Origin of the sequence: Rahnella sp. BIGb0603, assembly GCF_024808755.1 — a bacterium.
Lineage (GTDB): Bacteria > Pseudomonadota > Gammaproteobacteria > Enterobacterales > Enterobacteriaceae > Rahnella > Rahnella contaminans.
The window spans coordinates 39,326-63,879 of sequence record NZ_JANUEX010000003.1; the positions used below are offsets into that span (position 1 = coordinate 39,326).

The following is a 24,554-nucleotide window of genomic DNA, read 5'->3' on the forward strand; positions in this document are numbered from 1 at the left end:
ATGTCAGATTTCATCTCTCCCGGACAAATCAACCCGCCAACCCGTCTGCTGATGGGGCCGGGGCCAATCAACGCCGATCCGCGCGTGCTGCGGGCGATGGCGAGCCAGCTGGTCGGGCAATATGACCCGGTGATGACCGGCTACATGAACGAAGTGATGGCGCTGTACCGCGCGCTGTATAAAACCGAAAACCCGTGGACCTTACTGATCGACGGCACTTCACGCGCCGGTATCGAAGCCGTGCTGCTTTCCGGTATTCGTCCGGGCGACAAAGTGCTGGTGCCGGTGTTTGGCCGTTTCGGACATCTGCTGTGTGAAATCGCCCGCCGGTGCCGCGCCGAAGTGCATACGATTGAAGCGCCGTGGGGTGAAGTGTTTGACCCGCAGCAAATCGAAGATGCGATTAAATCAGTAAAACCGCGCTGGCTGCTGACCGTGCAGGGCGACACGTCCACCACCATGCTCCAGCCGCTGGAACAACTGGGTGAAATCTGCCGCCGTCACGGCGTACTGTTCTACTCCGATGCGACGGCGTCGTTTGGCGGTAACCCGCTGGAAACCGACGCGTGGGGGTTAGACGCGGTGTCTGCCGGTTTGCAGAAATGCCTCGGCGGCCCGTCCGGCAGCTCGCCGGTCACCATCAGTCCGCGCTTTGAAGAACAAATCCGCCGCCGTAAATGTGTCGAAGAAGGGATCCGCACCGCCGATCACGCCGACGGCGACGAAGAGATGATCTACTCCAATTATTTCGATCTGGGCATGATCATGGATTACTGGGGCCCGGAACGTCTGAATCACCATACCGAAGCCACCAGCATGTTGTTTGCCGCCCGCGAGTGCGCGCGCATCATTCTGGAAGAAGGGCTTGATAACGGCATCGCCCGCCACGAACTGCACGGCGGCGCGCTGCTGGCGGGGATTCAGGGAATGGGGCTGGAAGTGTTCGGTGACCTTAACAACCGCATGAACAACGTGCTCGGCGTGGTTATTCCGCAGGGCGTTCACGGCGAACAGGTGCGCCAGATGATGCTTAACGATTTCAGCATTGAAATCGGCACGTCATTTGGTCCGCTGGCCGGGAAAATCTGGCGTATCGGCACCATGGGTTATAACGCGCGTAAAGACTGTGTGTTGCAAACGCTGGTGGCGCTGGAAGCGGTGCTTCATCGTCTGGGCTTTGCGTCGAAATACGGCGCAGGGGCGCAGGCTGCCTGGGATCATTACGCAGGAGGTCAGTAATGGCAGAAGCCTTTACGCTGGCTGCGGTTTCCGAAAGCGCCAAACTGGCTGCTGAGCGGGTGATGGCGCGCTGCGACGCACTCGCCGCCATCAGCGAAACACCGGGACAGCTGACCCGCGTCTATCTTTCCGCCGAACATTTACAGGCCAACCGTCTGGTGGGCGAGTGGATGGAAGCGGCCGGTATGCGCGTCTGGCAGGACAGCGTGGGTAATATTTGCGGACGTTATGAAGGGCGTGATCCGTCGGAGCCCGCCATCCTGCTCGGTTCGCATCTCGACAGCGTGCGTAATGCGGGAAAATATGACGGTCCGCTCGGCGTGCTGACGGCGCTGGAAGTTGTGGCACATTTGCATCAGAACGCCATCCGTTTGCCGATGGCGGTGGAAGTTGTCGGCTTCTGCGACGAAGAAGGCACGCGTTTTGGCATCACGCTGCTGGGCAGTCGCGGGCTGACCGGCACATGGCCCGCTGACTGGCTGGAACGTGAGGACGCGCAGGGTATTTCGGTGGCGCAGGCCATGCAGAATGCCGGGCTGGACCCGCTGAAAATCGGCGCGTCACAGCGTGCGGTCAGCGATTTCTGCGCGTATCTGGAATTGCACATTGAGCAGGGGCCGTGCCTGCAATCGGCAAATGTACCGCTGGGTGTGGTGACGGCGATTAACGGTGCGCGACGTCTTAATTGCGAATTTACCGGTCACGCCGGTCATGCCGGAACCGTGCCGATGGGGCAACGTCAGGACGCCCTGACCGCCGCCGCGGAATGGACGCTGGCGATTGAAAACATCACCACGGCCACAGGCCGCAATCTGGTGGCGACAGTAGGCACACTGGAATGCCTGCCGGGCGCGGTGAACGTCATTCCGGGGCAGGTGAAACTGTCTTTGGATGTGCGCGGTCCGCGAGATGATGATCTCTCTGCGCTGCTGGAAACGCTGCTGACGAAAGGCCGGGATATCGCCACACGGCGCGGGCTGACGTTTACCGCCGAACAGTTTTACGGCATCAGCGCGACAGAGTGCGACGAAAGTTTGCAGCACCGCCTGAGCCAGAGCGTTTTGCATTTACAGGGGCAGGTGATGTCGCTGCCAAGCGGCGCCGGGCACGACGCGATTGCTATCGCCGGATGCTGGCCGGTCGGCATGCTGTTTGTGCGCTGCAAAGACGGCATCAGCCATCATCCTGATGAATCTGTTACTACCGGCGATGTGGCGTATGCGGTGCAGGCGTATATCAATACGGTGCTGAGTTTCGACGGAGGCCATCTGTGACGCCTGGGGAATTTAATGCGCTGTCTGAATTTGAAGCCGTGGCGCTGTTACGCCCGCTGGTGAATATTCCTGCCTGGGCGAAAACGGTCAGCGACGGGCGGCCTTATTCATCTGTGGAAGACGTGCTGCAAGCTGCCGGATCCGCCTGCGAAAACTGGCGGCCTGAAGATATTGCTCAGGCACTGTCAGCGCATCCGCGTATCGGCGAACGGGCGAACGGCAACGGTAAAGAAGCGCAGCTTTCCCGTGGCGAACAGGCGACGCTCGATATCAGCCAGCAGTCTGTTATTGATGCGCTGTATGACGGCAATCAGCGTTACGAACAGCGCTTCGGGCGGGTATTTCTGATCCGTGCCAGAGGGCGCAGTTCAGAAGAAATTCTTGATAACTTGCAAAGACGTCTGAAGAATTCGCCGGATGCAGAAGATCACGAAACGGCGCAACAACTCAAAGAAATTACCCTGCTGCGTTTAAAGGAGATATTCCAGCCATGACCCGCATTACCACACATATTCTTGATACGTCTCTGGGCCAGCCCGCGGCTGACGTGCGCGTCTGGCTGGAAAGCCTCGACGGGCAGAAAATCACGCGTATCAGCGAAACCCAAACCGACGCCGACGGGCGCGCCGCGAAATTAACGCCGGAACCGGTGGCGTCCGGGCATTACCGTTTGTGTGCTGATATCGGCGCCTATTTTAAAGCAACCGGTCGCGAGACGCTTTACCACACGGCGATCGTTGATGTGATGATCGACGGTGAGCAGGATCATTACCATCTGCCGCTGCTGATCAGTCCGTATTCTTATTCAACGTATCGCGGCAGTTAGATCTTTGTGTTATTCAGCCCATCAGCAGGTGCGGATGCTTTAACCGCACGCTTTGGGTCAGCGCCGCGTGGCTGACATCCCGGTCACGATTGCCCTGGCGCACCTGTTGCAGGAACGCCATCAGCAACGGATTCGGGCGCTCGCGGCGCGACATCAGTTCCGGTTGTCCCTGAACACCCATAAAGAACGGATGATTATTGAGTTCCACCGCCTGCGCCTGTAGCCCGCTTTCGTCATAACCTGAAATCAGTAATCCCGAACTTTCCAGTTCCGCCAGTAAATGCGGATTCAGATAGCGGCGCTGGTTGTAACGCAGCGTAAATTCCTCACCCATTTTATTCGCCAGCAGACTGCCGCTGCGGGTGACGACCGGATGATTTCCCAGACGCGGCTGCGCGTGCTCGGCGAGCGGCAGCCCGGTTTGCAAACTGCCCAGCATGGACGGGCCGTGCATCACCACGCTGTCCTGCCCGAGTGTTTTCTGACCCAGCGCCGTCACCATCTGATGCATACCCTGATTGATGCCCAGTACCGGCGTTGCGTTATCCAGTGCCCAGCGGGCGGTCGCCAGCGGGCTGGCTTGGTGATCGCCCGGCGTTAATGTTGCCCCCGGTAAAATAATGCCATCGACGTCGAAAAGCGTGCAGTCGAGCTGGCTGCCCATTAACCCCGCTGTCACATAAACTACGTCAATGTTCATTGCCAGTGCATCGGCGGCGTCTCCCAGTGCAGCGAGCATCGCCGGATAGCTGTCGCGCTGCTCACAAAAATCGCCAACCATCGCCACGCGCAGGGTCTTTCCGGCGCGCATTACCGGCTGTGAAACCGAGCCGAGCGCCCAGCGGCCAAACGCATCGCGTCCCCAGCCGTTACTGCGAATTTTACCGGTATCGCAGTCTTCGAGTTGAAATTTATCCTGATTGCGGACCACGTTTAATGACTCAACGCCGATGCCGTGTCCGGCGATTTCGGCGGCCACCGCCGGGGATAACGGTTCGCGCAGCGGCACCACGACATCCTCCTTAAGTGCCCGATAAATCAGTGATTCCAGACCAGACTCTTCACCCGCACCGCGCCCGGTCAGGCGCTCCAGCCAGACCAGCCCGCTGGTCAGTGCGTGTCCCTGCGCCGTGACGTGCTGACGGGCATTCGGATAACGTTGTGCATCATGACTGACGGGAAAGTGACACAGCGGCAAAGCGCGTAATTCAGCAAGTATCGCTGCCATCGCGCCGTACAACGCAGGTTCGGGCGTGGAGTGTGCAATAAAGGTGATGGTCATCAGGTATCCTCTGTCAGATGTTTTTTGCGGGAGTATTGAATGCAAGAAGCGATCCACCCCGGCCTGCGTTTACATGCTTTGACAAAAAGGGCGCGGTAAGTCGCAAATGCGAATTTAGGCCGCCACGGACTACTACAAAACGCCACGCTGTTTAGACCATAACGCGCTAATGTATCGCCGGTTGTTCTAACCCCATTCATTAAGGAAGCATCATGTCAGCATCTCTGTATGGCAGTACGGCGGCACAGTTTGTTCGTGGTTTAAAGAATCTTTCAGCATTGCTGGAGAAGGGCGCGGCATGGGCAAAGGAAAACGGAAAATCGGAAGAAGAAGTGCTGAATACCCGTCTTGCCGATGATATGTATCCGCTGGCGCGTCAGGTGCAAATCACCAGCGATATGTCAAAAGGCGCGATCGCCCGTCTGTCCGGCGTGGCAGCACCGGCGATGGAAGACAATGAAGTGACGTTTGCCCAGTTGCAGGAACGTATTGCCAAAACCCTGCGTTTTATCGAAAGCGTGGATGTCGCGAAACTGGAAGGCGATGAATCCCGTGAGATCGTGGTGAAAGGTAAAAATCATGAACTGAAATTCACCGCGCACAGCTACGTCACCACATTTGCGGTACCGAACTTCTACTTCCACGTCACCACCGCCTACAACATTCTGCGCCATCTGGGCGTGAATATCGGCAAGTTCGATTTTATCGGGCAGGTTTAAGTCCGGTTTTATTTAATTACCTGAATCGCTAATTAAATATCCGCCCTGAAATATATAATTCAGGGCGGTATTGTGAAATGTATATTCATCAAAATTATAACAAAATTAATTCCTCTCTGAATATATTCAGATTTATAAAATAAACCCGGTGCCATCGCTGGCACAACACCTTCCGTTTCTTTAATACAGATGAATTTGTCACGATGCAGTCTCTTTAATTCCGGCGTGTTTATAAAATCACGTTTCGCGAATTACTGAATCTTAATCAATACACTTAATCTAACGGAAGGAATTAATATGTGTAATTGCAACTGTGATTCATTAAAAGCCACAGCGGTTAAAGCGGGCGAAACGTATGTGACCGTCGAAGCGGCGGCCACTGCTGCGGCAGAACAGGCGCTGGTGGCCTATTGCCAGAATACATTCAGCGTCGGCGGTGTCATGCTCGATGCCAGCGGTAATGTGCTGAATGCGATTAATAATAACGTGGTTAAAAATAATATGACCAGTGATCCGACGGCTCATGGTGAACGTCAGTTAATTGACTGGTATTACGCGCAAATTGAAGCAGGCGAGGAAATGCCGCCACCGTCTGATATTACCATCGTGACGTCGCTGGATCCGTGCTGCATGTGTACCGGTTCGATTATTACCGGCGGGTTTAACGTTATTTCTGCCGCTTTCGATACTTATTCAGGTATTAACTGGGATACGCAGGCGGATTTCCCGACGCTTTCGCCTGAGCTGGCTCAGGTGGCAAAAAATACTTTCAGCTATCCGGCAGTTAACGGGAATAACTGTTTCACCCGCGACGCCAGTTCAGCGCCGGTGCCGGCTTTCTTCGCCGACGCCGTTATGGATGTTCAGACGGTAGCACTGTGCGAAACGGCTTTTGACGCCACGCTGACACAGGTTAAAGCCAGCATCAACACGGATTTAACGCCGGACCAGCTGAAAGATATCAAAGATTTGCCTGCCGGTGATCCGGTTGTGGTGGCATTAAAAGCCCTTTACCCGGATGCGCTCAGCTACACCGCGCCATCCCGCGGTCAGCCGGATGAAGGGCTGGCACCTTATCTGATTGCAGCCGCAAATCAGGATATTGCACAGGGCGGCACAGGGAATGCCGTGGCGTTTCTCGATTATTACGGCAACCTGCTGATGTGTTTGTCGGGTAACGAAAAAGCCTCGCTGATTCAGACGGCGTTTTTACTGGTCACCCGTAATTATGCGCAGCTGCGTTATAACCTGCGAAGCAGCCTGAGTGACGATGAAGTGTTGCCTTATCTCGCTCACCCTAAATACGGCACATTTGTATTTGCGCATGGTCCGGATGAGTCTTCGCACAGCCTGATTGAACTCGGTGCCTACGGTTCCACCATGGAAGGGGCCTTGCCGCCGGATAATATGAATTCATTCCAGTATGGTGTGCCGACGATTGCACAGGCCGATCTGGATGCCTATTGCCAGAAATTGCCACCGTTATACAGTTCGGAGATCCAGGTTCATCCGCAGCAGGTGACGAACTCTGATCTGATCAACGCACTGATCGCCGGTTTGCCGAAACCGTAATTTTTTTAATCATCATCAATAATTAAAAGCCCACCCGCTGCAAATACAGCGGATGGGCTTTCTGATGTTTATGCGTTGCCGCTTTCTTCAATCGTGAAGCAGGAACGTATCGGAATCACGCCACGCCGGGAAGGCTTCGCGATAATCCTGTAACGCTTCAAGAGACAGTTCGGCGTCGATAATCATCGCTGAGCCTGGCTCGGCGCGCGCCAGCTCTTCGCCCTGCGGATTAATAATCAGGCTGTCGCCGCTGTAGTGATGGCCGTTATCGTCATCCCCGACGCGGTTGCATCCGGCGACGTAGGCCTGATTTTCAATAGCACGCGCGGTCAGTAACGTTTGCCAGTGATGGCTGCGGCGCGCAGGCCAGTTGGCGACGTAGAGCGCCAGATCGTAATCCTGTTTATTGCGCGAATAGACCGGAAAACGCAGGTCGTAACAGACTTGCGGCAGAATACGCCAGCCGCGCCATTCGACGATTTCACGGCGTTTGCCCGGCACGTAATAATTATGTTCGCCCGCCATGCGGAACAGATGGCGTTTATCGTAGGAATGCACTTTGCCCTGCGGCTCGACCAGCAGGAAACGGTTTACCGCGCCTTCCGTCGTGCTCAGCGCCACGCTGCCGCCAATCATTGCACCGAGTTTTTTCGCCCACTGATGCAGCCATTCCACCACGCGTGACTGTGGCAGCGCGCTGCCCGGCGCCTGCATGGCGAAACCGGTGGTGAACATTTCCGGCAGAATAATCAGGTCGCGGCCGGTCAGTGAACCCAGCAGACCGTCGAAATGCGCGAGATTGGCCTCGCCGTCCAGCCACACCAGTGGTTGTTGCAATACGCACAGTTTTAAAGTTGACACAGGCGCTCCGCAGCAGCGTCCAGCGTGGCTTCCTGTTTGGCAAAGCACAGCCGGATCAGTTTATGTGGGAAGGGCGCGGCGCAGAATACCGACATCGGAATGGCCGCAACGCCCACATGTTCAGTCAGCCAGTGGCAGAATGCAACATCGTCCAGATCCGAGACTTCACTGTAATCCACCAGCAGGAAATACGTGCCCTGGCTCGGCAACACTTTCAGACGGCTGTTCGCCAGCCCTTGCGCCAGACGGTCACGCTTGGCCTGATAAAATGCCGGTAATTCCTGCCAGTGTTCCGGCGCTTCACGCAGCATATCCGCCAGCGCCAGCTGAACCGGTGTGGTGATCGAAAACGTCAGATACTGGTGAACTTTGCGCAGTTCTGCGCTGATAATCGCCGGGGCGATACAATAACCCACGCGCCAGCCGGTCATGTGATAGGTCTTGCCGAACGATGACACCGCAATCGCACGTTGGCGCAGTTGCGGGTGGCGCAGCACGCTGGCGTGGCCTTCCGGCGCAAAGCAAATGTGTTCGTATACTTCGTCGCTGAGCACAAAAATGTGTTTATCAGCAATGGTTTGCCAGAGCTGCTCAACGTCGCTGTGGCTCCAGACCGTGGCCGACGGATTGTGTGGCGTGTTGATGATGACAAGTTTCGTGCGGTCGGTTATCTGATCGGCGAATTCCGCCCAGTTAACCTTGAATTCCGGCGGCTGCAGCTGAATGCGTTTCATCACGCCGCCCGCCAGTTCTACCGCAGGCGCGTAGCAGTCGTAGCTCGGGTCAAACGCAATCACTTCATCACCTTTCGACACCAGCGCGGTGATGGCGATGTACAAAGATTCGGTGGCGCCGGCGGTGATCGTGATGTCGGTATTGGTGTCAGGCGCGTAGCCGTAAATATGTTCAGTTTTTGCGGCAATCGCTTCACGCAATGGCGCGGTGCCGGTCATCGGCGCGTACTGGTTCGCGCCCTGACTGACGTGATACGCCAGACGGTTGCGCAGATACTCGGGGCCATCGAAATCAGGGAAACCCTGAGACAGGTTAATGGCGTTGTGCTTTTGCGCCAGGGCACTCATCTGAGTAAAAATGGTGGTGCCGAGGGAAGGAAGCTTACTTTCGGGGATCAGTGCGGCTGTGCTCATGGCGGGTCAATACTCCTGGACCGGTGCAGATAGCGATGTTGCTCACAATATAACACGATGTTAATATTTGGCAATCGAGACGCTTAGATGGCTAAATGCTAATTCAATCTAGGCCATATCAATTATTTATATATCGCGGTTTTCACTCCGAACTCAGGCCCTCAACGCACGATTTTTCAGGATTACGATGACAGAGAATTTGCAACTGGGCGCGCTGCTGGCGGCCTGTCACTGGATTGGTCAGAAGGGCTGGAGCCCGGCGACAGGCGGGAATATGTCTGTTCGCGAAGGTGATGCTCATTGCCTGATCACCGAATCAGGAAAAGACAAAGGATCGCTGACCGCAGAAGATTTTCTGCTGGTTGAACTGGAAAGCGGACTGGCACCCAGCGGTCGTCGTCCTTCCGCTGAAACCGGCCTGCACACCATGCTGTATTCCCGCTATCCTGAAACAGGGGCGGTGCTGCACACACATTCGGTGAATTCGACCGTTTTGTCCCGCGTGGAACGCAGCGGCGCGCTGGTGCTGGAAGGCTACGAAATGCAGAAATCGCTGAGCGGCCAGACGACGCACCTCGATCAGGTGGTGATCCCGATTTTCGACAACAGCCAGGACATCTCAGCGCTGGTGCAGAAGATTATTGCCAGCACGGAACACGCGCCGTTGCAGTATGGTTTTTTGCTGCGCGGCCACGGTCTGACCTGCTGGGGACGGGATGTGGCGGAAGCACGCCGCCATCTGGAAGGACTGGAATTCTTATTCCAGTGTGAACTGCAACGTCGCCTGCTGGAGGCCAAATGATCCGCGCCATCGTCACTGATATTGAAGGCACCACCACGGATATCCGTTTTGTGCATCAGGTGTTATTCCCGTATGCCCGTCAGCGTCTGGCCGAATTTCTGCGTCATCAGCACGAAGAGCCGGAAGTGGCGGCTGCGCTGAACGCTTTGCGAGCCGAAATCGACCGCCCGCAGGCCAGCGTCGAGGCCCTGATTGAGCAACTTTTTACCTACATGGACAACGACGTCAAATCGACGTCGCTGAAAGTCTTGCAGGGTATTATCTGGCGCACCGGTTATGAGAACGGTGATTTCCGCGGGCATTTGTACGCGGATGTTGCGCCGCAGTTAGAAGCCTGGAAAGCCGACGGTTTGCAGCTTTGCGTGTATTCTTCCGGTTCCGTTGACGCGCAAAAACTGCTGTTCGGCTACAGCGATGCGGGCGACCTCACGCCGCTGTTCAGCGGATATTTCGACACCCGCGTTGGCGCCAAGCGTGAAACGGAGTCCTATCAGAACATCGCCGAACAGCTGATTTTACCGCCCGCTGATTTACTGTTTTTATCGGACATCCGTCAGGAACTGGACGCCGCGCGCCTGGCGGGCTGGCACACCTGCCAGCTGATCCGTGACGACGCTGACGAACTCAGCGACCACCTGCAAGTTAATCGTTTTGATCAGATAGCCTTAGAAACATTCTTATAAGAGGGTTGACCATGAGTGCATTGACGATTTTTAGTGACCAGGATCCTTCCGCTCCAGTTTGGGAAAGCCGGGACGGCGACGCCATCGCCGCAGAGCTGAGCAAAATTGATGTACGTTTTGAGCGCTGGCAGGCCGACCGTGATTTAGGCGAAAATCCCCAGCCGCAGGACGTGATCGCCGCGTATCAGCATGAAATCGACAAACTGGTCGAAGAAAAAGGCTACCAGAGCTGGGACGTGATCAGCATGCGTCCGGATAACGAACAGCGCGACGTGCTGCGCACTAAATTCCTCTCCGAGCATACTCACGGTGAAGACGAAGTGCGTTTCTTCGTCGAAGGCGCGGGGCTGTTTTGCCTGCATCTGAACGGCAAGATTTTCCAGATCCTGTGCGAGAAAAACGATCTGATTTCCGTACCCGCCAACACCCGCCACTGGTTTGATATGGGCGGATCTCCGTCGTTTACCGCGATCCGCGTGTTTGATAATCCGGAAGGCTGGGTGGCGCATTTTACAGGCGACGGTATCGCGGATAAGTACCCGAGGATGGGGGAGTAAGCCTTTTAGAAAGGCTCCAAAGGAGACCTTGGGCTCAAGGGACGCTTAGCGTAAATTTCGGTTTTTCATGTGCGATGATCGCTTAGCGGCTCGCGCCGAAACCGACCAAAGAGGCCCAGGACGGGGCCTCTTTGGAATCTCCGCGTCTTTCTAACTGCGTGCTATCGCTCGCTGGCTATGTTTCAGGGGCCAGCGCTATTGCCGCGAAAACTTGCCGCTGCGCGGTACCCTCACTCGGTTTCGAGCCACAGGTCTCGAAACACTTAGCTCGGCAAGCTTTCTGAAAGCGGCTGGAGGCTTTTTTAAAAGATAAACCATTCTGCTTTTGAATTTAGATAAGCCCCTGGCCGCTTTCAAAACGACGTCGAATGAACGGTGAGAAACAGCGAGAGTCTTTTTCCGAGCCGGTTCGAGCCTGAAATGAGAGCACCGCGCAGCGGCGGCGTTTGCGGCAATAACGGGTGTTACTGAAACATAGCCAGCGAGCGATAGCGCGTGTTGAAAAAGCGGGGAGAAATCCAAAAGAGGGAAAGCACTTCCCTCTTTTGGTCGGTTTCGGCACGAGCCGCTAAGCGATCACCGCATATGTAAAACCGAAATTTACGCAATACCGCCTTAGTGCTACATGTTGCACATGTAAAACCGAAATTTTCGCAATACCGCCTTAGCGCTACATGTGGCACATGTAAAACCGAAATTTCCGCAATACCGCCTTAGTGCTACATGTTGCATATGTAAAACCGAAATTTCGCAATACCGCCTTAGCGCTACATGTTGCACATGTAAAACCGAAATTTCCGCAATACCGCTTTAGTGCTGCCCGCGTCTCAGCCCAGCCGCCAACGAAGCCGTGAAGACCCCTTCGCGCACCTGCGCTGGCGTCACCACGCCCACATCCAGCACCCATCCGCTGATCAACTCCGCAGGAGTGACATCAAACGCCGGATTGTAAACTTTCGCATCAAGCGGAGCCCACTGCACGGAACCAAAGCTGCCGGAAACACCTGTGATTTCGCTTGCTGCGCGTTGTTCGATGGGGATGGCTGCGCCGTTCGGACAATGCGGATCGTGCGTGGTGTGCGGCGCGGCGACGTAGAACGGGATGCCGTGGTATTTCGCCAAAACCGCCAGGCTGTAAGTGCCGATCTTGTTGGCGACATCGCCATTCGCTGCGATGCGGTCAGCGCCGACCCAGACGGCGTCAACGCGTTTTTGTGCCATCAGGCTGGCGGCCATCGAGTCGCAAATCAGCTGATACGGAATGCCCAGTTCGCCCAGTTCCCACGCGGTGAGACGGCCACCCTGCAATAACGGGCGCGTTTCATCGACCCAAACCTGTTCGACATTCCCCTGTTCATGCGCACGGCGGATTACGCCAATGGCCGTGCCGACGCCAGCTGTCGCCAGCCCGCCGGTGTTGCAGTGGGTCAGCAAACGGCTGCCCGGTGTCACCAGCGTAGCGCCGTGCGTCGCAATGCTGTCGCACAGCGCGCGGTCTTCATCCACCAGACGCAGCGCTTCAGCCGTCAGCGCGGTGACGAAATCGGGCTGCTGCAACGCGGCTTTCATCCGGTCGAGATTGTTCATCAGATTGACGGCGGTCGGGCGTGAAGCACGCAGTGTTTCCAGCGCATGATGCAATTCATCCTGCGCCATTCCACGTTCGGCCAGCAGCGCCAGCAGCAGGCTGGCGGATAAACCAATCAGCGGCGCACCGCGCACGCGCAGGGTGCGGATATGATCCACCAGTTCGCTGACGTCGCGGCATTCGCGCCAGTCAGATTGCTGCGGCAGGGCCTGCTGATCGAGGATCCACAGTTGGTTTTCGCGGATACGTAAACTGGTGGTTGTGAGGCTTTGCATTGTTGGTTAAATCCTTGTTGCCCGGTTGCATCTGTTCACTTATTCTGCCAACATGTTTTATGGATGTATAGACGTCTAAACACTTTTAAGGCTAAAAGATAATTTCGAGAGGTCAGGATGTCGCGCTACTACACATTTACCGCCGAAGATGCTGTTGAATATGCCCGTAAATACGGTGGCGTAGCAGATCCGCAATCTCTGGTCACCGCCGATGAAATCGGTGACGGAAACCTGAATCTGGTTTTTAAAATCCGCGATACCACGGGCAAAAGCCGCGTAATCGTGAAACAGGCTTTGCCGTACGTGCGCTGCGTCGGGGAATCCTGGCCGCTGACGCTCGACCGTGCGCGCATCGAAGCGGAAACGCTGATTATTCACGGTCAGTATTGCCCGCAGCATACGGTGCAGGTGTTGCATCACGACGCCGGACTGGCGGTGATGGTGCAGGAAGATTTGTCGGATCATCAGATCTGGCGCAGCGAGCTGGTGCAGGGAAAATACTTCCCGCAGGCCGCCAGCCAGCTGGGTGAATACCTGGCGCAGACGCTTTTCCATACCTCGGATTTTTTCCAGAACGCGCAGACCAAGAAAGCCGAAGTATCGCGCTTTACTAACCCTGAACTGTGTCAGATCACCGAAGATCTGTTTTTCACCGATCCTTATGTCGATCACGAACGGAATAATTTTGACCCGGTTTTGCAGCCGGAAGTCGATGCGCTGCGTGCCGATAAACCGCTGCGTCTGGCGGTGGCGGCGCTCAAGCACCGTTTCCTGAGTAAAGCCGAAGCGTTGCTGCACGGCGATATTCACAGCGGTTCGATTTTTGTGGCCGAAGGCAAGCTGAAAGCCATTGATGCCGAGTTCGGTTATTACGGCCCTGTCGGCTTTGATCCGGGCTCGGCTATCGGTAATTTGTTGCTGAACTATTGCGGTTTGCCAGGGCTGGTGGGCGTGCGTGAAGCCGCCGACGGTCGCGAGCAGCGCCTGAAAGATGTGCGCGAACTGTGGCTGAGCTTCTCCGAACGTTTCCTGCAACTGGCGCGTGAAAAATCACAGGATCCGACGCTGGCCGAGCCGGGCTACGCCGACGTTTTCTTGCAGGAAGTCTGGCACGACGCGGTAGGTTATTGTGGCGCGGAACTGATCCGTCGCACTATCGGGCTGGCGCACGTAGCCGATCTCGATACCATTAAAGATGCTGCGATGCGTGCTGACTGCCAGCGACACGCGCTGAGTCTCGGAAAATGGCTGATTCTGACAGCGTCGCGAATCAGTGATGTGGAATCCTTTATCGCGCGCATCCGCCAGTTCAGCTAATTCTGTCGGTTTCTTGTATAATGCCCGCCTTCGAGGTGCGTAGGGGTAAACCCGGTGGCATTTCCTCGGTTTACTTTTAACAGGAATACAGAATTATGATGCATAACCATGTCTTGCGCAGCGTGCGCTACATGCTGGATTTGAGCGAAGGTCAGTTGATTGAAATCCTCAAAACCACCGGCACGCCGGTCAGCCCTGAAGTGATGTCCCGTTATCTGAAAAAAGAAGACGAAGAAGGGTATATGGAAGTGCCGGACGAAGTCATGGCGAACTTCCTGAACGGGCTGATTGTGTTCAAACGCGGTAAAGACGATCGTTTCCCGGCACCGGAAGTGGAAAAACGTCTGACCAACAACATTATGCTGAAAAAGCTGCGTGTGGCATTTGAGCTGAAAACTGAAGACATGATTGCCGTGCTGACGGCGGCAGATTTCAAAGTCTCCGAAGGCGAACTGAGTGCATTCTTCCGCAAGGAAGGGCACAAAAACTATCGTCCGTGCGGCGATCAGGTTCTGCGCTATTTCCTGAAAGGGCTGACCGCGAAAATTCGTCCTAAGAAAAGCTAAGCTTTAAACATTTGGCTGATAAATATATTCGGCGCAATGTATATGAAATGAATAATAAGCGGGGTGCTGAGAATGTCAGTGCCCCGTTTTTATGTTTATTGGTTTTGTAAGGATGAAATTTCGTTATTACAGTTTTACTTCACGTTTCCCCGCTTTATTTTTGACAGTTTATTCGGCCAGAACCTATCTTCATTTCTCATTATGAAATCTCCGGGCACTATTTTAATAAAAACAAAACAACGTCGTTAATTTATATCGATGGTTTGATTTTGTATTGAAAAGGATATCGTAATTATGAGAAAGATTAAGACGCTGGCATTATTAGTGGGGATCGCCGTGTCGGGTTCTGCGATGGCAGCTGGCTCTTCAGCCAGTCTGGAAGCCCGTATGGCACAGCTTGAAGAGCGCCTTCAACAAGCAGAAGCGCGCGCAGAATCGGCTGAAAAACAAATTCAGCAGCTGAAAAAACAAGATGTGAAGCGTGAACAGGAAATTGCCAGCGTGAAAGAATCCACGCCGCTAGAAGTAAAAACAGACGGTATCTCGAAGGATAAACTTTTAACGCTTAATGGTTTCGATAATCTCAAATTATACGGTGACGTAGAATTTAACGTCGACGGCGCAAGCCGCAGCGGGCAATTAATTTCGGCCAAAAGTGGCGATGATAATAAATGGAATGGCGGCAATGAACGCTGGGACGTCAATGGCCGTTTACTGATCGGGCTGGATGGTTATCGCCGGAATGATAAAGGGCAATTCTCCGGGTTCTCCGTTCAACCTACTGCCGATTTAAATGGGACGATGGGTGTCGATGATGCGGCCTTCTTCTTCGGGGAAGAAAAAGACTGGATGGCGAAAATCGGACGCTTTGAAGCCTACGATATGTTCCCGCTTAATCAGGATACCTTCATCGAATATTCCGGCAATACTGCCAATGACCTCTACGCTGACGGCTACGGTTATGTCTACATGATGAAAGAAGGGCGCGGACGTAGCGACAGCGGCGGTAATATTCTGCTGAATAAAAATATCGGTAACTGGTATTTCGAACTCAATACTCTGCTTGAAGACGGCACTTCGCTGTTTGCCGAAAATAACTATCACGGAAACCATCTTGAACAGGATAAAAACGTCGCGTATCTGCGGCCGGTTATTGCCTGGAAAGGCGAGGCGTTCTCCGTCGCTGCGGCGATGGAAACCAATATCGTCAACAATGCTTACGGCTACAAGAACGATCAGGGCGAAACCATTGATCAGTCCAAACGTAACGGTTACGGCATGACCATGACCTGGAACGGGCAGAAAGCGGATCCGGAAAACGGCATCGTAGCGAACCTGAGCACGGCGTACATGGACGCCTCCGACGAGAAAGATTTCACGGTCGGCACTAATGCCCTGTGGAAAAACTTCGAACTGGGTTACATCTACGCGCATAACCGTATTGAAGAGTTTAATGCCAACGGTTTACGGCCAATGAATGACGAAAACGCCGGTGATGACTGGTTCAGCGAGCCGGGGAGCTACGATATTCATACGATCCACGCCAGTTATCTCATCCCGAACGTGATGGACATGAAGAACTTCAATGTCTATCTGGGCGCGTACGTGTCGATGCTGGAAGCGGATAAACATTACAGCAACGATAATGACAGCGATCAGCGCTATGGCGGGCGTGTAAGATTCAAGTATTACTTCTGATTACCCGTCATCCAGAAAAGAAAAAACCTGAGTGCGTAAACACTCAGGCTTTTTTTAACCGTAAATTTTAAGAATTAAGCGGCTTCGGTATGGCGCGGTTTGGCGTCATCCTTTTTTGCGCTTTCTTCCTCCACGTCCTGCTTTTTCGCGGCCAGTTCGTGTGGCTCAAAATCATCGACGTTAATAGAACGCAGGCGGCTTTCTTCCGCACGGCTGAGAATGCGCGCGTCGTCGGCGCTCAGGTGACCGGCATCCAGACCTTTTTGCGCCAGAATATCCAGACGGGTGAACGGCAGTTTTTTACCCATCGCGTCGCACAGGCGTTTATGCACCGGTTCGGCGGCCAGAATATCCAGTAACGCTTCTTCCAGCAGCCCGACCGGGTTGTGCTCGCTTGGCGTCAGATACTGACCGCGACCAATGCGGCTGCGGGTCGCAGAAGGCACCTGAAGAATACGCGCCAGTTCATGATCAAGACGATCTGACGGTGCCGCGTGTGAACGGCCCAGCGGGAAAATCACCAGGCGCATCACGCCCGCCACAAACGCATTCGGGAAGTTACGCAGCAGGTCGTCGATAGCCACTTCGGCCTGATGCAGACAATCCTGCACGCCCCAGTGAACCAGCGGTAAATCAGCCTCGTTGCAACCTTCTTCATCAAAGCGTTTCAGGGTCGCCGTCGCCAGATACATCTGGCTGAGGATATCGCCGAGCCGGGCGGAAATACGTTCGCGACGTTTCAGGCTGCCGCCCAGCACGCCCATGGACACGTCAGCCAGCAGCGCGAGGTTAGCGCTCAGACGGTTAATGTGCTGGTAATAACGCGCGGTTTTATCGTTAACCGGCGTATCGCTGGTGCGGCCGTTGGTCAGACCGAGCCAGAAGCTGCGCACTTTGTTGCTGCCGACGTGGCCGATATGCCCGAACAGCGCACGGTCGAAATCGTCCAGATCATTTTTCTCAGCCGCCGCCATTTCACGCAGAACGTAAGGATGGCAACGGATAGCGCCCTGACCGAAGATGATCATGCTGCGGGTCAGAATGTTGGCGCCTTCCACGGTAATCGCAATCGGCGCGCCCTGATAGGTACGGGCCACGAAGTTGCTTTTACCGAGCATGATGCCTTTACCGCCGGTGATATCCATCGCGTCCATGACAGCGCGCTGACCACGGTGGGTACAGTGATATTTTACAATCGCTGACAGCACTGCCGGTTTTTCACCGAGCATAATGCCGTTGGTGATGAGTGTTGCAGCGGCGTCCATCACATAAGCGTTACCGGCAATACGCGCCAGCGGTTCTTCGATGCCTTCCATTTTACCGATAGGCAGTTTGAACTGACGGCGAATGTACGCGTAAGCGCCGGTCGCCATCGCAAGTGATTTCAGGCTGCCGGTGGAGTTAGACGGCAGGGTAATGCCGCGGCCCACGGACAGACATTCCACCAGCATACGCCAGCCCTGACCGGCCATTTTCGGGCCGCCGATGATGTAATCGATCGGAACGAAAATATCGTTACCGCGGGTCGGACCGTTCTGGAATGGCACGTTCAGCGGGAAGTGGCGGTGTCCAATTTCCACGCCCTGGGTGTCCGTAGGGATCAGCGCACAGGTAATACCCAGATCCGTTTCACTGCCGAGCAGATGGTCGGGGTCTTTCAGTTTAAACGCCAGACCGAGCACGGTGGCGATAGGTGCCAGCGTGATGTAACGCTTGTTCCAGGTCAGGCGCATACCGAGCACTTCTTTGCCCTGCCACTGGCCTTTACAGACGATACCGAAATCCGGAATTGCGCCGGCATCAGACCCGGCTTCCGGGCTGGTCAGGGCGAAACAAGGGATTTCCAGACCTTGAGCCAGACGAGGCAGATAGTGGTCTTTCTGTTCTTCGGTGCCGTAATGTTGCAGCAATTCGCCCGGACCGAGGGAGTTCGGCACGCCGACGGTGATCGCCAGAATTCCGGATACACCCGCCAGTTTCTGTAACACGCGGGCCTGAGCGTAAGCGGAGAATTCCAGACCGCCGTACTCTTTCTTAATGATCATCGCGAAGAAGCGGTGCTCTTTCAGATACGCCCACAACTCCGGCGGCAAATCAGCCAGTTCGTGCGTGATCTCAAAGTCGTTCGCCATGCGACAGGCTTCTTCAACCGGGCCGTCGATAAAGCGCTGCTCTTCTTCGGTCAGGTGTTGTTCAGGGTAATCCTGCAATTTTCTCCAGTCCGGCTTACCGCCGAACAGATCGCCTTCCCACCAGGTCGTACCGGCTTCAATCGCTTCTTTTTCGGTACGCGACATGGCGGGCATCACTTTACGGAAGGTGCGAAGTGCCGGCGCGGAGAACAATGCGCGGCGCAGTGCGGGCACATTGAACGGCAGCAGAATAATCGCCAGTGGCAGTAACAGCCACAACGTCCAAAGATGAATGGCGCCCATGGCAGCGGTAAATGCCAGTAAAATCAGGCTGCTAAAGGCAAGATTGACCTTGTGATAGAACAACGCACCAAGGATCACGACAAATGCAACAATGCTAAGAACCATCATAGTAAAGCTCCTGAGTAGTAGGAGGTCTGACCTGTTGTAGGGATACAATGGTTTTAGTTCATGCTCATTTCTTTATCAATGTGTTTACATACTAATTACAACACAGCTCACAAACCGGCCGCACGAAGCGTCAAAAACGGAAACTATAAGAATCATTACCGCTTCTTGGCTTCTCGCTGTTTCGGCTTTCCGTTAAACTGCTCAGCGGAAAGTTTTATTGCTATCGGCCAGCCACAGCTGGCTGCAAATGGACATAAAAGAGGCTGCTATGTACCAGGATATTATCCGTACTGAACTGAACGAAGCTGCTGCTACGCTGAATAAATTCATCGGCGATCCGGCAAATATTGAGTCTATTCAACGTGCAGCAGTGCTGCTGGCCGATTCATTCAAGGCGGGCGGGAAAGTGATTTCCTGCGGTAACGGCGGTTCACACTGTGACGCCATGCATTTCGCAGAAGAACTGACCGGCCGCTATCGTGAAAACCGTCCGGGCTACCCGGCGATTGCGATTTCTGACGTCAGCCACATCTCCTGCGTAGGCAACGATTTCGGTTACGAATATATCTTCTCCCGTTATCTGGAAGCCGTGGGTCAGAAAGGCGATGTGCTGTTGGGCATCTCCACATCCGGCAATTCCGGTAACGTGATCAAAGCGATTGAAGCCGCGCGCGCCAAAGGCATGAAAGTTATTACCCTGACCGGTAAAGACGGCGGTAAAATGGACGGTTCTGCTGACGTGGAAATTCGCGTGCCACACTTTGGCTTCGCTGACCGCGTGCAGGAAATCCACATTAAAGTGATTCATATCCTGATCTTATTAATCGAAAAAGAGATGGCGAAGGCGTAATGCCTTTGCTGTAAAGGAGGCGGGAGATGTGCGAATTGCTCGGGATGAGCGCTAACGTTCCAACTGATATTTGCTTCAGTTTCAGTGGATTAGTGCAGCGCGGTGGCGGGACAGGCCCGCATAAAGACGGCTGGGGCATTACCTTCTACGAGGGGAATGGCTGTCGTACTTTTAAAGATCCGATGCCGAGTTTTAATTCGCCTATTGCCCGCCTTGTTCAGGATTATCCGATCAAATCCTGCGCGGTGATTTCCCATATTCGTCAGGCTAACCGTGGCGAAGTGGCGCTGGAGAATACCCATCCGTTTACCCGCGAACTGTGGGGCCATAACTGGACTTACGCGCACAACGGCCAGCTTCGCGGTTATCGTCAGCTGGATACCGGTACGTTGCGTCCGGTCGGGCAAACCGACAGTGAATACGCATTTTGCTGGTTGCTGCATAAACTTACGCAGCGTTATCCGCGTCGTCCGGCCAGCTGGCCGCCAGTGTTCCGGTATATTGCGTCGCTGGCAGATGAGTTACGGCAAAAGGGCGTGTTTAATATGCTGTTGTCGGACGGGCATTTTGTGATGGCCTATTGTTCGACCAATCTGCACTGGATCACGCGGCGGGCGCCTTTCGGAAAGGCAACGTTGTTGGATCAGGATGTGGAAATTGATTTTCAGCAGCAGACGACACCGGATGATGTCGTCACCGTGATTGCCACGCAACCGCTGACGGCAAACGAAACCTGGAACAAAATTGCTCCAGGTGAATTCGCATTATTTCACCGGGGCGAACGCCAGCTGTGAAGGCAGCGGGATGTTTGACAACGGTTGCAGCACTTCATATTTCCCATTAGTCACCACAACGTTCGGTGGCTGATGGTGCTTCTCAAAGTACGCAAAGCCCGGTTGTAGCTGACGCCAGAACGTGATGTAGCTTGAGTTTTTGTGCGACTGCATGTTGGCATCGGTCATTTTGAACGGATAAATGCTGATCTGCACGTTGCGCTGGCCGAACTGGAAGGCCGCCTGCACGTAGGTGAAGATTTCATCCATATAACCGTCAGTCATCGCGTAGCAACCGATAGATTTGCAGTTGCCGTGGATCATCAGATACTTACCTGAATAACCTTGCGAGATGTCATAAGCGTTGGGGAAACCGATGTTGATGGCGCGATAAAAGCGGCTGTCCGGTTTCAGGTGGTGAATATCCACGTTGTAGAAACCTTCCGGGCTTTTAAAATCACCTTCACGACGTTTATTTCCTAAACCGCCAGAAAAATCGCAGATGCCGTAACTGCCGATCAGACGATATTCGCCGTCGAGCTGAGCATACAATTCGAGTTTACGTTCTTGTTTGAAAATCTGGATATAAACGGGAGCACCTAACAATTGTTTTTTAAGTGCCGCGTTAACCGGGACAGCATCGCTGGCCACGGCGTAATTTGCTGTAAATAAAGGCAAACTGAGGAGCATCGCAAGAAACAGCGCGATTCTGATCATTCTAAGTCCTGCTCGATAATAATTTTGATTATTTTGTCTACAGATGAACTGCCTGTAAGACCGCCACTGATTTTCTTCTTATGTACTGCCTGTCTGAAACGTTGCCATATTAATACTGATTAATTTTTTAGCAATCACCAAATATTGAATTCTCGCTTCAGGAAATGTAAATAGTTTCTGATGCCATTAATGGTGATTAATTAAGCCAAATTAACCGTCATTTTCTGTGTTTGAAATCTCCTGATTCAACTGTATACTTATACAGTCATTGGGGGAGGGCTATGCGCAAAATCATTCATGTGGATATGGACTGCTTTTTCGCGGCCGTCGAGATGCGCGATGATCCTTCCCTGCGCGACATTCCTATCGCCATCGGTGGCAGCCGTGACCGGCGTGGCGTCATCAGCACCGCCAATTATCCGGCACGCAAATTCGGCGTACACAGCGCGATGCCGACCGGAATGGCGCTCAAACTTTGCCCGCACCTGAAAGTGATTCCCGGCAGAATGGAAGCGTATAAAGAAGCGTCCAACCATATTCGCGAAATCTTTGCGCGTTATACGCCATTGATCGAGCCGCTGTCACTCGACGAAGCTTATCTGGATGTTTCAGAATCGACCCAATGCAATGGCTCCGCAACGCTGATCGCCGCTGAAATCCGTCAGGCCATTTTTGAGGAAATTAATCTGACGGCCTCAGCGGGCATTGCGCCTATCAAATTTCTGGCAAAAATTGCCTCAGACCTGAATAAACCCAACGGCCAGTTTGTGATTACGCCAGACAAGGTTGAAGCTTTTTTACTGGATCTGCCGCTGAGTAAAATCCCCGGCGTTGGCAAAGTCACCGCCCAGCGATTGCAGGAGCAGGGGCTGATCACCTGTGGCGACGTACAGCGCTATGATTTAGCGAAATTGCTCAAGCGTTTCGGGAAGTTTGGCCGCGTGCTGTGGGAGCGTTGTCAGGGCATCGACGAGCGTGAGATTTCAGCCGAGCGGCTGCGGAAATCTGTCGGCGTGGAACGCACGCTGGCGGAAGATATCCACAGCTGGGAAGAGTGCGTGGCACTGATCGAACGCTTATATCCTGAATTACAAACGCGCCTGAGCCGTGTCAGCCCGAACTTACGCATCGCGCGTCAGGGCGTGAAACTCAAATTCCATGATTTCCAGCAGACGACGCAGGAACATGTCTGGCCGGTGCTCAATAAAGAAGATTTACTGAAAGTCGCGCGTGAAGCGTGGGAACAGCGGCGCGGCGGGCGGGGAGTCAGGCTGGTGGGGTTGCATGTCACGTTGCAGGATCCGCAGATTGAGCGGCAACTTCTTCTTCCCTGGGAGTAATCCCCGTCATCCTTCAAACTGTCTCTGCGTTGGCTGCCTTCGCAAATCCCGGTCACCTACTTGTGTATGCTCCCGGGTATTTACTCAATTGCCGCCTTGATACAGCCCGAATGATTCAGGGGATTGATCGAGTATTAACCGCGTTCAGGAATCGCTTTCAGCAGAGCTGTCAGCAGTTTCCAGTACAACTCAACGCTGGCGATTTCAACCTGCTCGTCCGGCGAGTGTGGCCCGGTGATGGTTGGCCCGATGGAAACCATGTCCATGTCCGGGTACGGTTTTTTGAACAGACCGCATTCCAGACCGGCGTGGATCACCATGATATTCGGGGTTTTGCTGAACAGCGTTTCGTAGGTTTCACGCACCAGCGTCATCACCGGAGAGCTTGGTTCAGGTTTCCAGCCAGGATAGCTGCCTTTTGCCAGACTTTTCGCGCCTGCCAGTTCGCTCAGCGAATTCAGCATGCTAACGACGTATTCTTTGCCGCTGTCGATAAGGGAACGGATCAGGCTGTTGATCGCGACTTCGTCATCTTTCATGGTGACAACGCCGACGTTCAGGGAGGTTTCTACCACGCCTTTGACGTCATCGCTCATGCGGATCACGCCGTTTGGCGTCGCGTTCAGCAGTGCAATGAATTTGCCCTGGCTGTCTTTGCTCAGCGCTTTCGCTGTGCTTTCTGCTGCTTCCACGACAAAAGCGATTTTCTTCTCAACCGCAGACAGCTCGAACTGAATCGCTGCCAGGAATTCCTGTGCAGCGGCTTTCAGTGCGTCTGCTTTATCGGCTGCAATCGCCAGTGTGGCGATGGCTTCGCGGGGAATGGCGTTACGCAGCGTACCGCCGGTGAAATCCAGCAGGCGCAGGCCGAGGGTGTCGGCGTGTTCTGACAGGAAGCGCACCAGCAGTTTGCTGGCATTGCCCAGACCGAGGTGGATATCCGCGCCGGAGTGGCCGCCTTTCAGTCCCTTCAGGGTCAGTTTCAGCGTGGTGAAACCGGCCGGAACCGCTTCGCGGCTCAGTGGCAGAGTGGCGGTAAAATCAATCCCGCCGGCGCAACCCATGTAGATTTCGCCTTCGGTTTCAGAATCGGTGTTGATCAGGATTTCAGACTGTAACCAGTTTGGTTGCAGGCCGAATGCGCCCGCCATGCCGGTTTCCTCGGTCATGGTCAGCAGCACTTCCAGCGGCCCGTGTTCTACGCTTTCATCAGCCAGAACCGCCAGTGCAGAAGCCAGGCCGATACCGTTGTCTGCGCCCAGCGTGGTGCCGCGGGCTTTTACCCAGCCGTCTTCGATGAACGGCTGAATCGGATCTTTAGTGAAATCGTGAACAGTATCGTTGTTTTTCTGCGGCACCATATCGAGGTGAGCCTGCAGGGCAACGGCTTTGCGGTTTTCCATGCCTTTGGTGGCCGGTTTGCGCAGCAAAATGTTGCCAACTTCATCACGCTCAGCGTGGATACCCTTTTCCTGAGCCCATTCAACGATGTGTTTTGCCAGCGCTTCTTCATGATAAGAAGGGTGCGGAATTGAACAGATTTTGGCAAAAATATCCCACAACGGTTGTGGTGAAAGCTGAGACAGTTCAGACACTATAAGTCTCCTGTAACAGTCAGCTCATTCAGGCTCCATTTGCAGGGGAACTGATTGAGATGCTGTAGGTTTAAGGTTAAGTAATCCCCGCCAGACTGTGTGGCGAGTGGCCTGACAGAATATCACTTAATCTTAACCTGTGCGCGGGCGCGGGGAGAAAATCCGGGTTTTTTGGGGCCGTGAGGCCAGATAATCGCTGGTTTTTGTGAACCGGACTCACTATAATCTCGCGCAACCTTTTTCCCCGAATACACCCGTCATACTTCAAATTGCAGATGCGTTGGCCGCGTTCGCTCACCCGAATCACTGACTTAGGTCAGCTCATCGGG

The 24,554-nt window shown here is 54.2% G+C and carries 22 protein-coding genes; 15 read left to right on the plus strand and 7 right to left on the minus strand.

All coding sequences use genetic code 11. The features are described from left to right. The 4 genes from M2403_RS08540 to uraH are packed head-to-tail and all read left to right on the plus strand — an operon-like array spanning nucleotide 1 to nucleotide 3,339. Nucleotides 1-1,239 (plus strand): alanine--glyoxylate aminotransferase family protein, encoded by a 1,239-nt coding sequence (locus M2403_RS08540; protein ID WP_208950690.1) that lies wholly within the window; start codon nucleotides 1-3, stop codon nucleotides 1,237-1,239. Further along, nucleotides 1,239-2,513 (plus strand): allantoate amidohydrolase, encoded by a 1,275-nt coding sequence (gene hpxK / locus M2403_RS08545; protein ID WP_259228931.1) that lies wholly within the window; start codon nucleotides 1,239-1,241, stop codon nucleotides 2,511-2,513. Before M2403_RS08540 ends, hpxK begins: the two co-directional genes overlap by 1 nt. After that, nucleotides 2,510-3,007, plus strand: a complete 498-nt coding sequence (gene uraD, locus M2403_RS08550) for a 2-oxo-4-hydroxy-4-carboxy-5-ureidoimidazoline decarboxylase (RefSeq protein ID WP_259228932.1) — start codon at nucleotides 2,510-2,512, stop codon at nucleotides 3,005-3,007. Before hpxK ends, uraD begins: the two co-directional genes overlap by 4 nt. Continuing rightward, the gene (gene uraH, locus M2403_RS08555) at nucleotides 3,004-3,339 is read left to right on the plus strand and encodes a hydroxyisourate hydrolase (protein WP_165058596.1); all 336 of its coding nucleotides are present in this window, start codon (nucleotides 3,004-3,006) and stop codon (nucleotides 3,337-3,339) included. The genes uraD and uraH overlap by 4 nt, the downstream gene beginning before the upstream one ends. Before the next feature lie 13 nt (nucleotides 3,340-3,352). Here uraH and M2403_RS08560 read toward each other — a convergent pair whose 3' ends face one another. After that, entirely contained in the window at nucleotides 3,353-4,621 is a 1,269-nt protein-coding gene (locus M2403_RS08560; RefSeq protein ID WP_259228933.1) for a glutamine amidotransferase-related protein, read from the minus strand. A 212-nt stretch (nucleotides 4,622-4,833) separates the two neighbouring features. On the opposite strand from M2403_RS08560, the gene M2403_RS08565 reads away from it, so the two are divergent. Further along, entirely contained in the window at nucleotides 4,834-5,340 is a 507-nt protein-coding gene (locus M2403_RS08565; RefSeq protein ID WP_165058592.1) for a DUF1993 family protein, read from the plus strand. 297 nt (nucleotides 5,341-5,637) lie between these two features. Next, nucleotides 5,638-6,912 (plus strand): nucleoside deaminase, encoded by a 1,275-nt coding sequence (locus M2403_RS08570; protein ID WP_165058590.1) that lies wholly within the window; start codon nucleotides 5,638-5,640, stop codon nucleotides 6,910-6,912. A gap of 87 nt (nucleotides 6,913-6,999) precedes the next feature. Here M2403_RS08570 and M2403_RS08575 read toward each other — a convergent pair whose 3' ends face one another. Together M2403_RS08575 and M2403_RS08580 are read right to left on the minus strand one after the other, a co-directional pair. Further along, entirely contained in the window at nucleotides 7,000-7,773 is a 774-nt protein-coding gene (locus M2403_RS08575) for an amidohydrolase (RefSeq protein ID WP_152324659.1), read from the minus strand. Then, nucleotides 7,761-8,921, minus strand: coding sequence for a pyridoxal phosphate-dependent aminotransferase (locus tag M2403_RS08580; protein WP_259228934.1), 1,161 nt, complete (start codon nucleotides 8,919-8,921; stop codon nucleotides 7,761-7,763). Before M2403_RS08580 ends, M2403_RS08575 begins: the two co-directional genes overlap by 13 nt. Before the next feature lie 187 nt (nucleotides 8,922-9,108). Here M2403_RS08580 and M2403_RS08585 point away from each other — a divergent pair, with 187 nt between their 5' ends. The 3 genes from M2403_RS08585 to M2403_RS08595 are packed head-to-tail and all read left to right on the plus strand — an operon-like array spanning nucleotide 9,109 to nucleotide 10,963. Next, nucleotides 9,109-9,723, plus strand: coding sequence for a methylthioribulose 1-phosphate dehydratase (locus M2403_RS08585; RefSeq protein WP_152324657.1), 615 nt, complete (start codon nucleotides 9,109-9,111; stop codon nucleotides 9,721-9,723). Continuing rightward, on the plus strand, nucleotides 9,720-10,406 hold the full coding sequence (mtnC, locus tag M2403_RS08590; RefSeq protein WP_152324656.1) for an acireductone synthase: 687 nt from the start codon (nucleotides 9,720-9,722) through the stop codon (nucleotides 10,404-10,406). Before M2403_RS08585 ends, mtnC begins: the two co-directional genes overlap by 4 nt. 11 nt (nucleotides 10,407-10,417) lie before the next feature. Then, complete coding sequence (locus M2403_RS08595) at nucleotides 10,418-10,963, plus strand: acireductone dioxygenase (protein ID WP_152324655.1); 546 nt, start codon at nucleotides 10,418-10,420, stop codon at nucleotides 10,961-10,963. 810 nt (nucleotides 10,964-11,773) lie between these two features. Here the strand turns inward: M2403_RS08595 and mtnA are convergent. Then, a complete protein-coding gene (mtnA, locus tag M2403_RS08600; protein WP_259228935.1) occupies nucleotides 11,774-12,826 on the minus strand; it encodes an S-methyl-5-thioribose-1-phosphate isomerase in 1,053 nt (350 codons plus the stop codon). Between the two features lie 117 nt (nucleotides 12,827-12,943). Between mtnA and mtnK the strand changes: the two genes are divergently transcribed. The 3 genes from mtnK to M2403_RS08615 all read left to right on the plus strand — a co-directional run bounded on the left by mtnK (nucleotide 12,944) and on the right by M2403_RS08615 (nucleotide 16,407). Further along, nucleotides 12,944-14,143, plus strand: a complete 1,200-nt coding sequence (mtnK, locus tag M2403_RS08605) for an S-methyl-5-thioribose kinase (RefSeq protein ID WP_152324653.1) — start codon at nucleotides 12,944-12,946, stop codon at nucleotides 14,141-14,143. Nucleotides 14,144-14,238: 95 nt separating this feature from the next. Further along, nucleotides 14,239-14,709 (plus strand): DUF1456 family protein, encoded by a 471-nt coding sequence (locus M2403_RS08610; RefSeq protein ID WP_152324652.1) that lies wholly within the window; start codon nucleotides 14,239-14,241, stop codon nucleotides 14,707-14,709. Nucleotides 14,710-15,003: 294 nt separating this feature from the next. After that, nucleotides 15,004-16,407, plus strand: a complete 1,404-nt coding sequence (locus M2403_RS08615) for a carbohydrate porin (RefSeq protein ID WP_217152413.1) — start codon at nucleotides 15,004-15,006, stop codon at nucleotides 16,405-16,407. Between the two features lie 74 nt (nucleotides 16,408-16,481). Here M2403_RS08615 and fadE read toward each other — a convergent pair whose 3' ends face one another. Beyond that, entirely contained in the window at nucleotides 16,482-18,950 is a 2,469-nt protein-coding gene (gene fadE, locus M2403_RS08620) for an acyl-CoA dehydrogenase FadE (protein ID WP_152324650.1), read from the minus strand. A gap of 268 nt (nucleotides 18,951-19,218) precedes the next feature. Here fadE and lpcA point away from each other — a divergent pair, with 268 nt between their 5' ends. Next, nucleotides 19,219-19,800 carry a D-sedoheptulose 7-phosphate isomerase gene (lpcA, locus tag M2403_RS08625; RefSeq protein WP_152324649.1) on the plus strand — a complete coding sequence of 194 codons (582 nt, stop codon included), beginning with the start codon at nucleotides 19,219-19,221 and terminating at the stop codon, nucleotides 19,798-19,800. A 26-nt stretch (nucleotides 19,801-19,826) separates the two neighbouring features. Next, nucleotides 19,827-20,594, plus strand: a complete 768-nt coding sequence (locus tag M2403_RS08630; protein WP_152324648.1) for a class II glutamine amidotransferase — start codon at nucleotides 19,827-19,829, stop codon at nucleotides 20,592-20,594. Here M2403_RS08630 and dpaA read toward each other — a convergent pair. Next, nucleotides 20,565-21,290, minus strand: a complete 726-nt coding sequence (gene dpaA / locus M2403_RS08635) for a peptidoglycan meso-diaminopimelic acid protein amidase (protein ID WP_152324647.1) — start codon at nucleotides 21,288-21,290, stop codon at nucleotides 20,565-20,567. The genes M2403_RS08630 and dpaA overlap by 30 nt on opposite strands. Nucleotides 21,291-21,571: 281 nt before the next feature. Here dpaA and dinB point away from each other — a divergent pair, with 281 nt between their 5' ends. Continuing rightward, nucleotides 21,572-22,630, plus strand: coding sequence for a DNA polymerase IV (dinB, locus tag M2403_RS08640; protein ID WP_152324646.1), 1,059 nt, complete (start codon nucleotides 21,572-21,574; stop codon nucleotides 22,628-22,630). 134 nt (nucleotides 22,631-22,764) lie between these two features. Here dinB and pepD read toward each other — a convergent pair whose 3' ends face one another. Continuing rightward, nucleotides 22,765-24,225, minus strand: coding sequence for a beta-Ala-His dipeptidase (gene pepD / locus M2403_RS08645; RefSeq protein ID WP_259228936.1), 1,461 nt, complete (start codon nucleotides 24,223-24,225; stop codon nucleotides 22,765-22,767). Nucleotides 24,226-24,554: the final 329 nt, after the last annotated feature.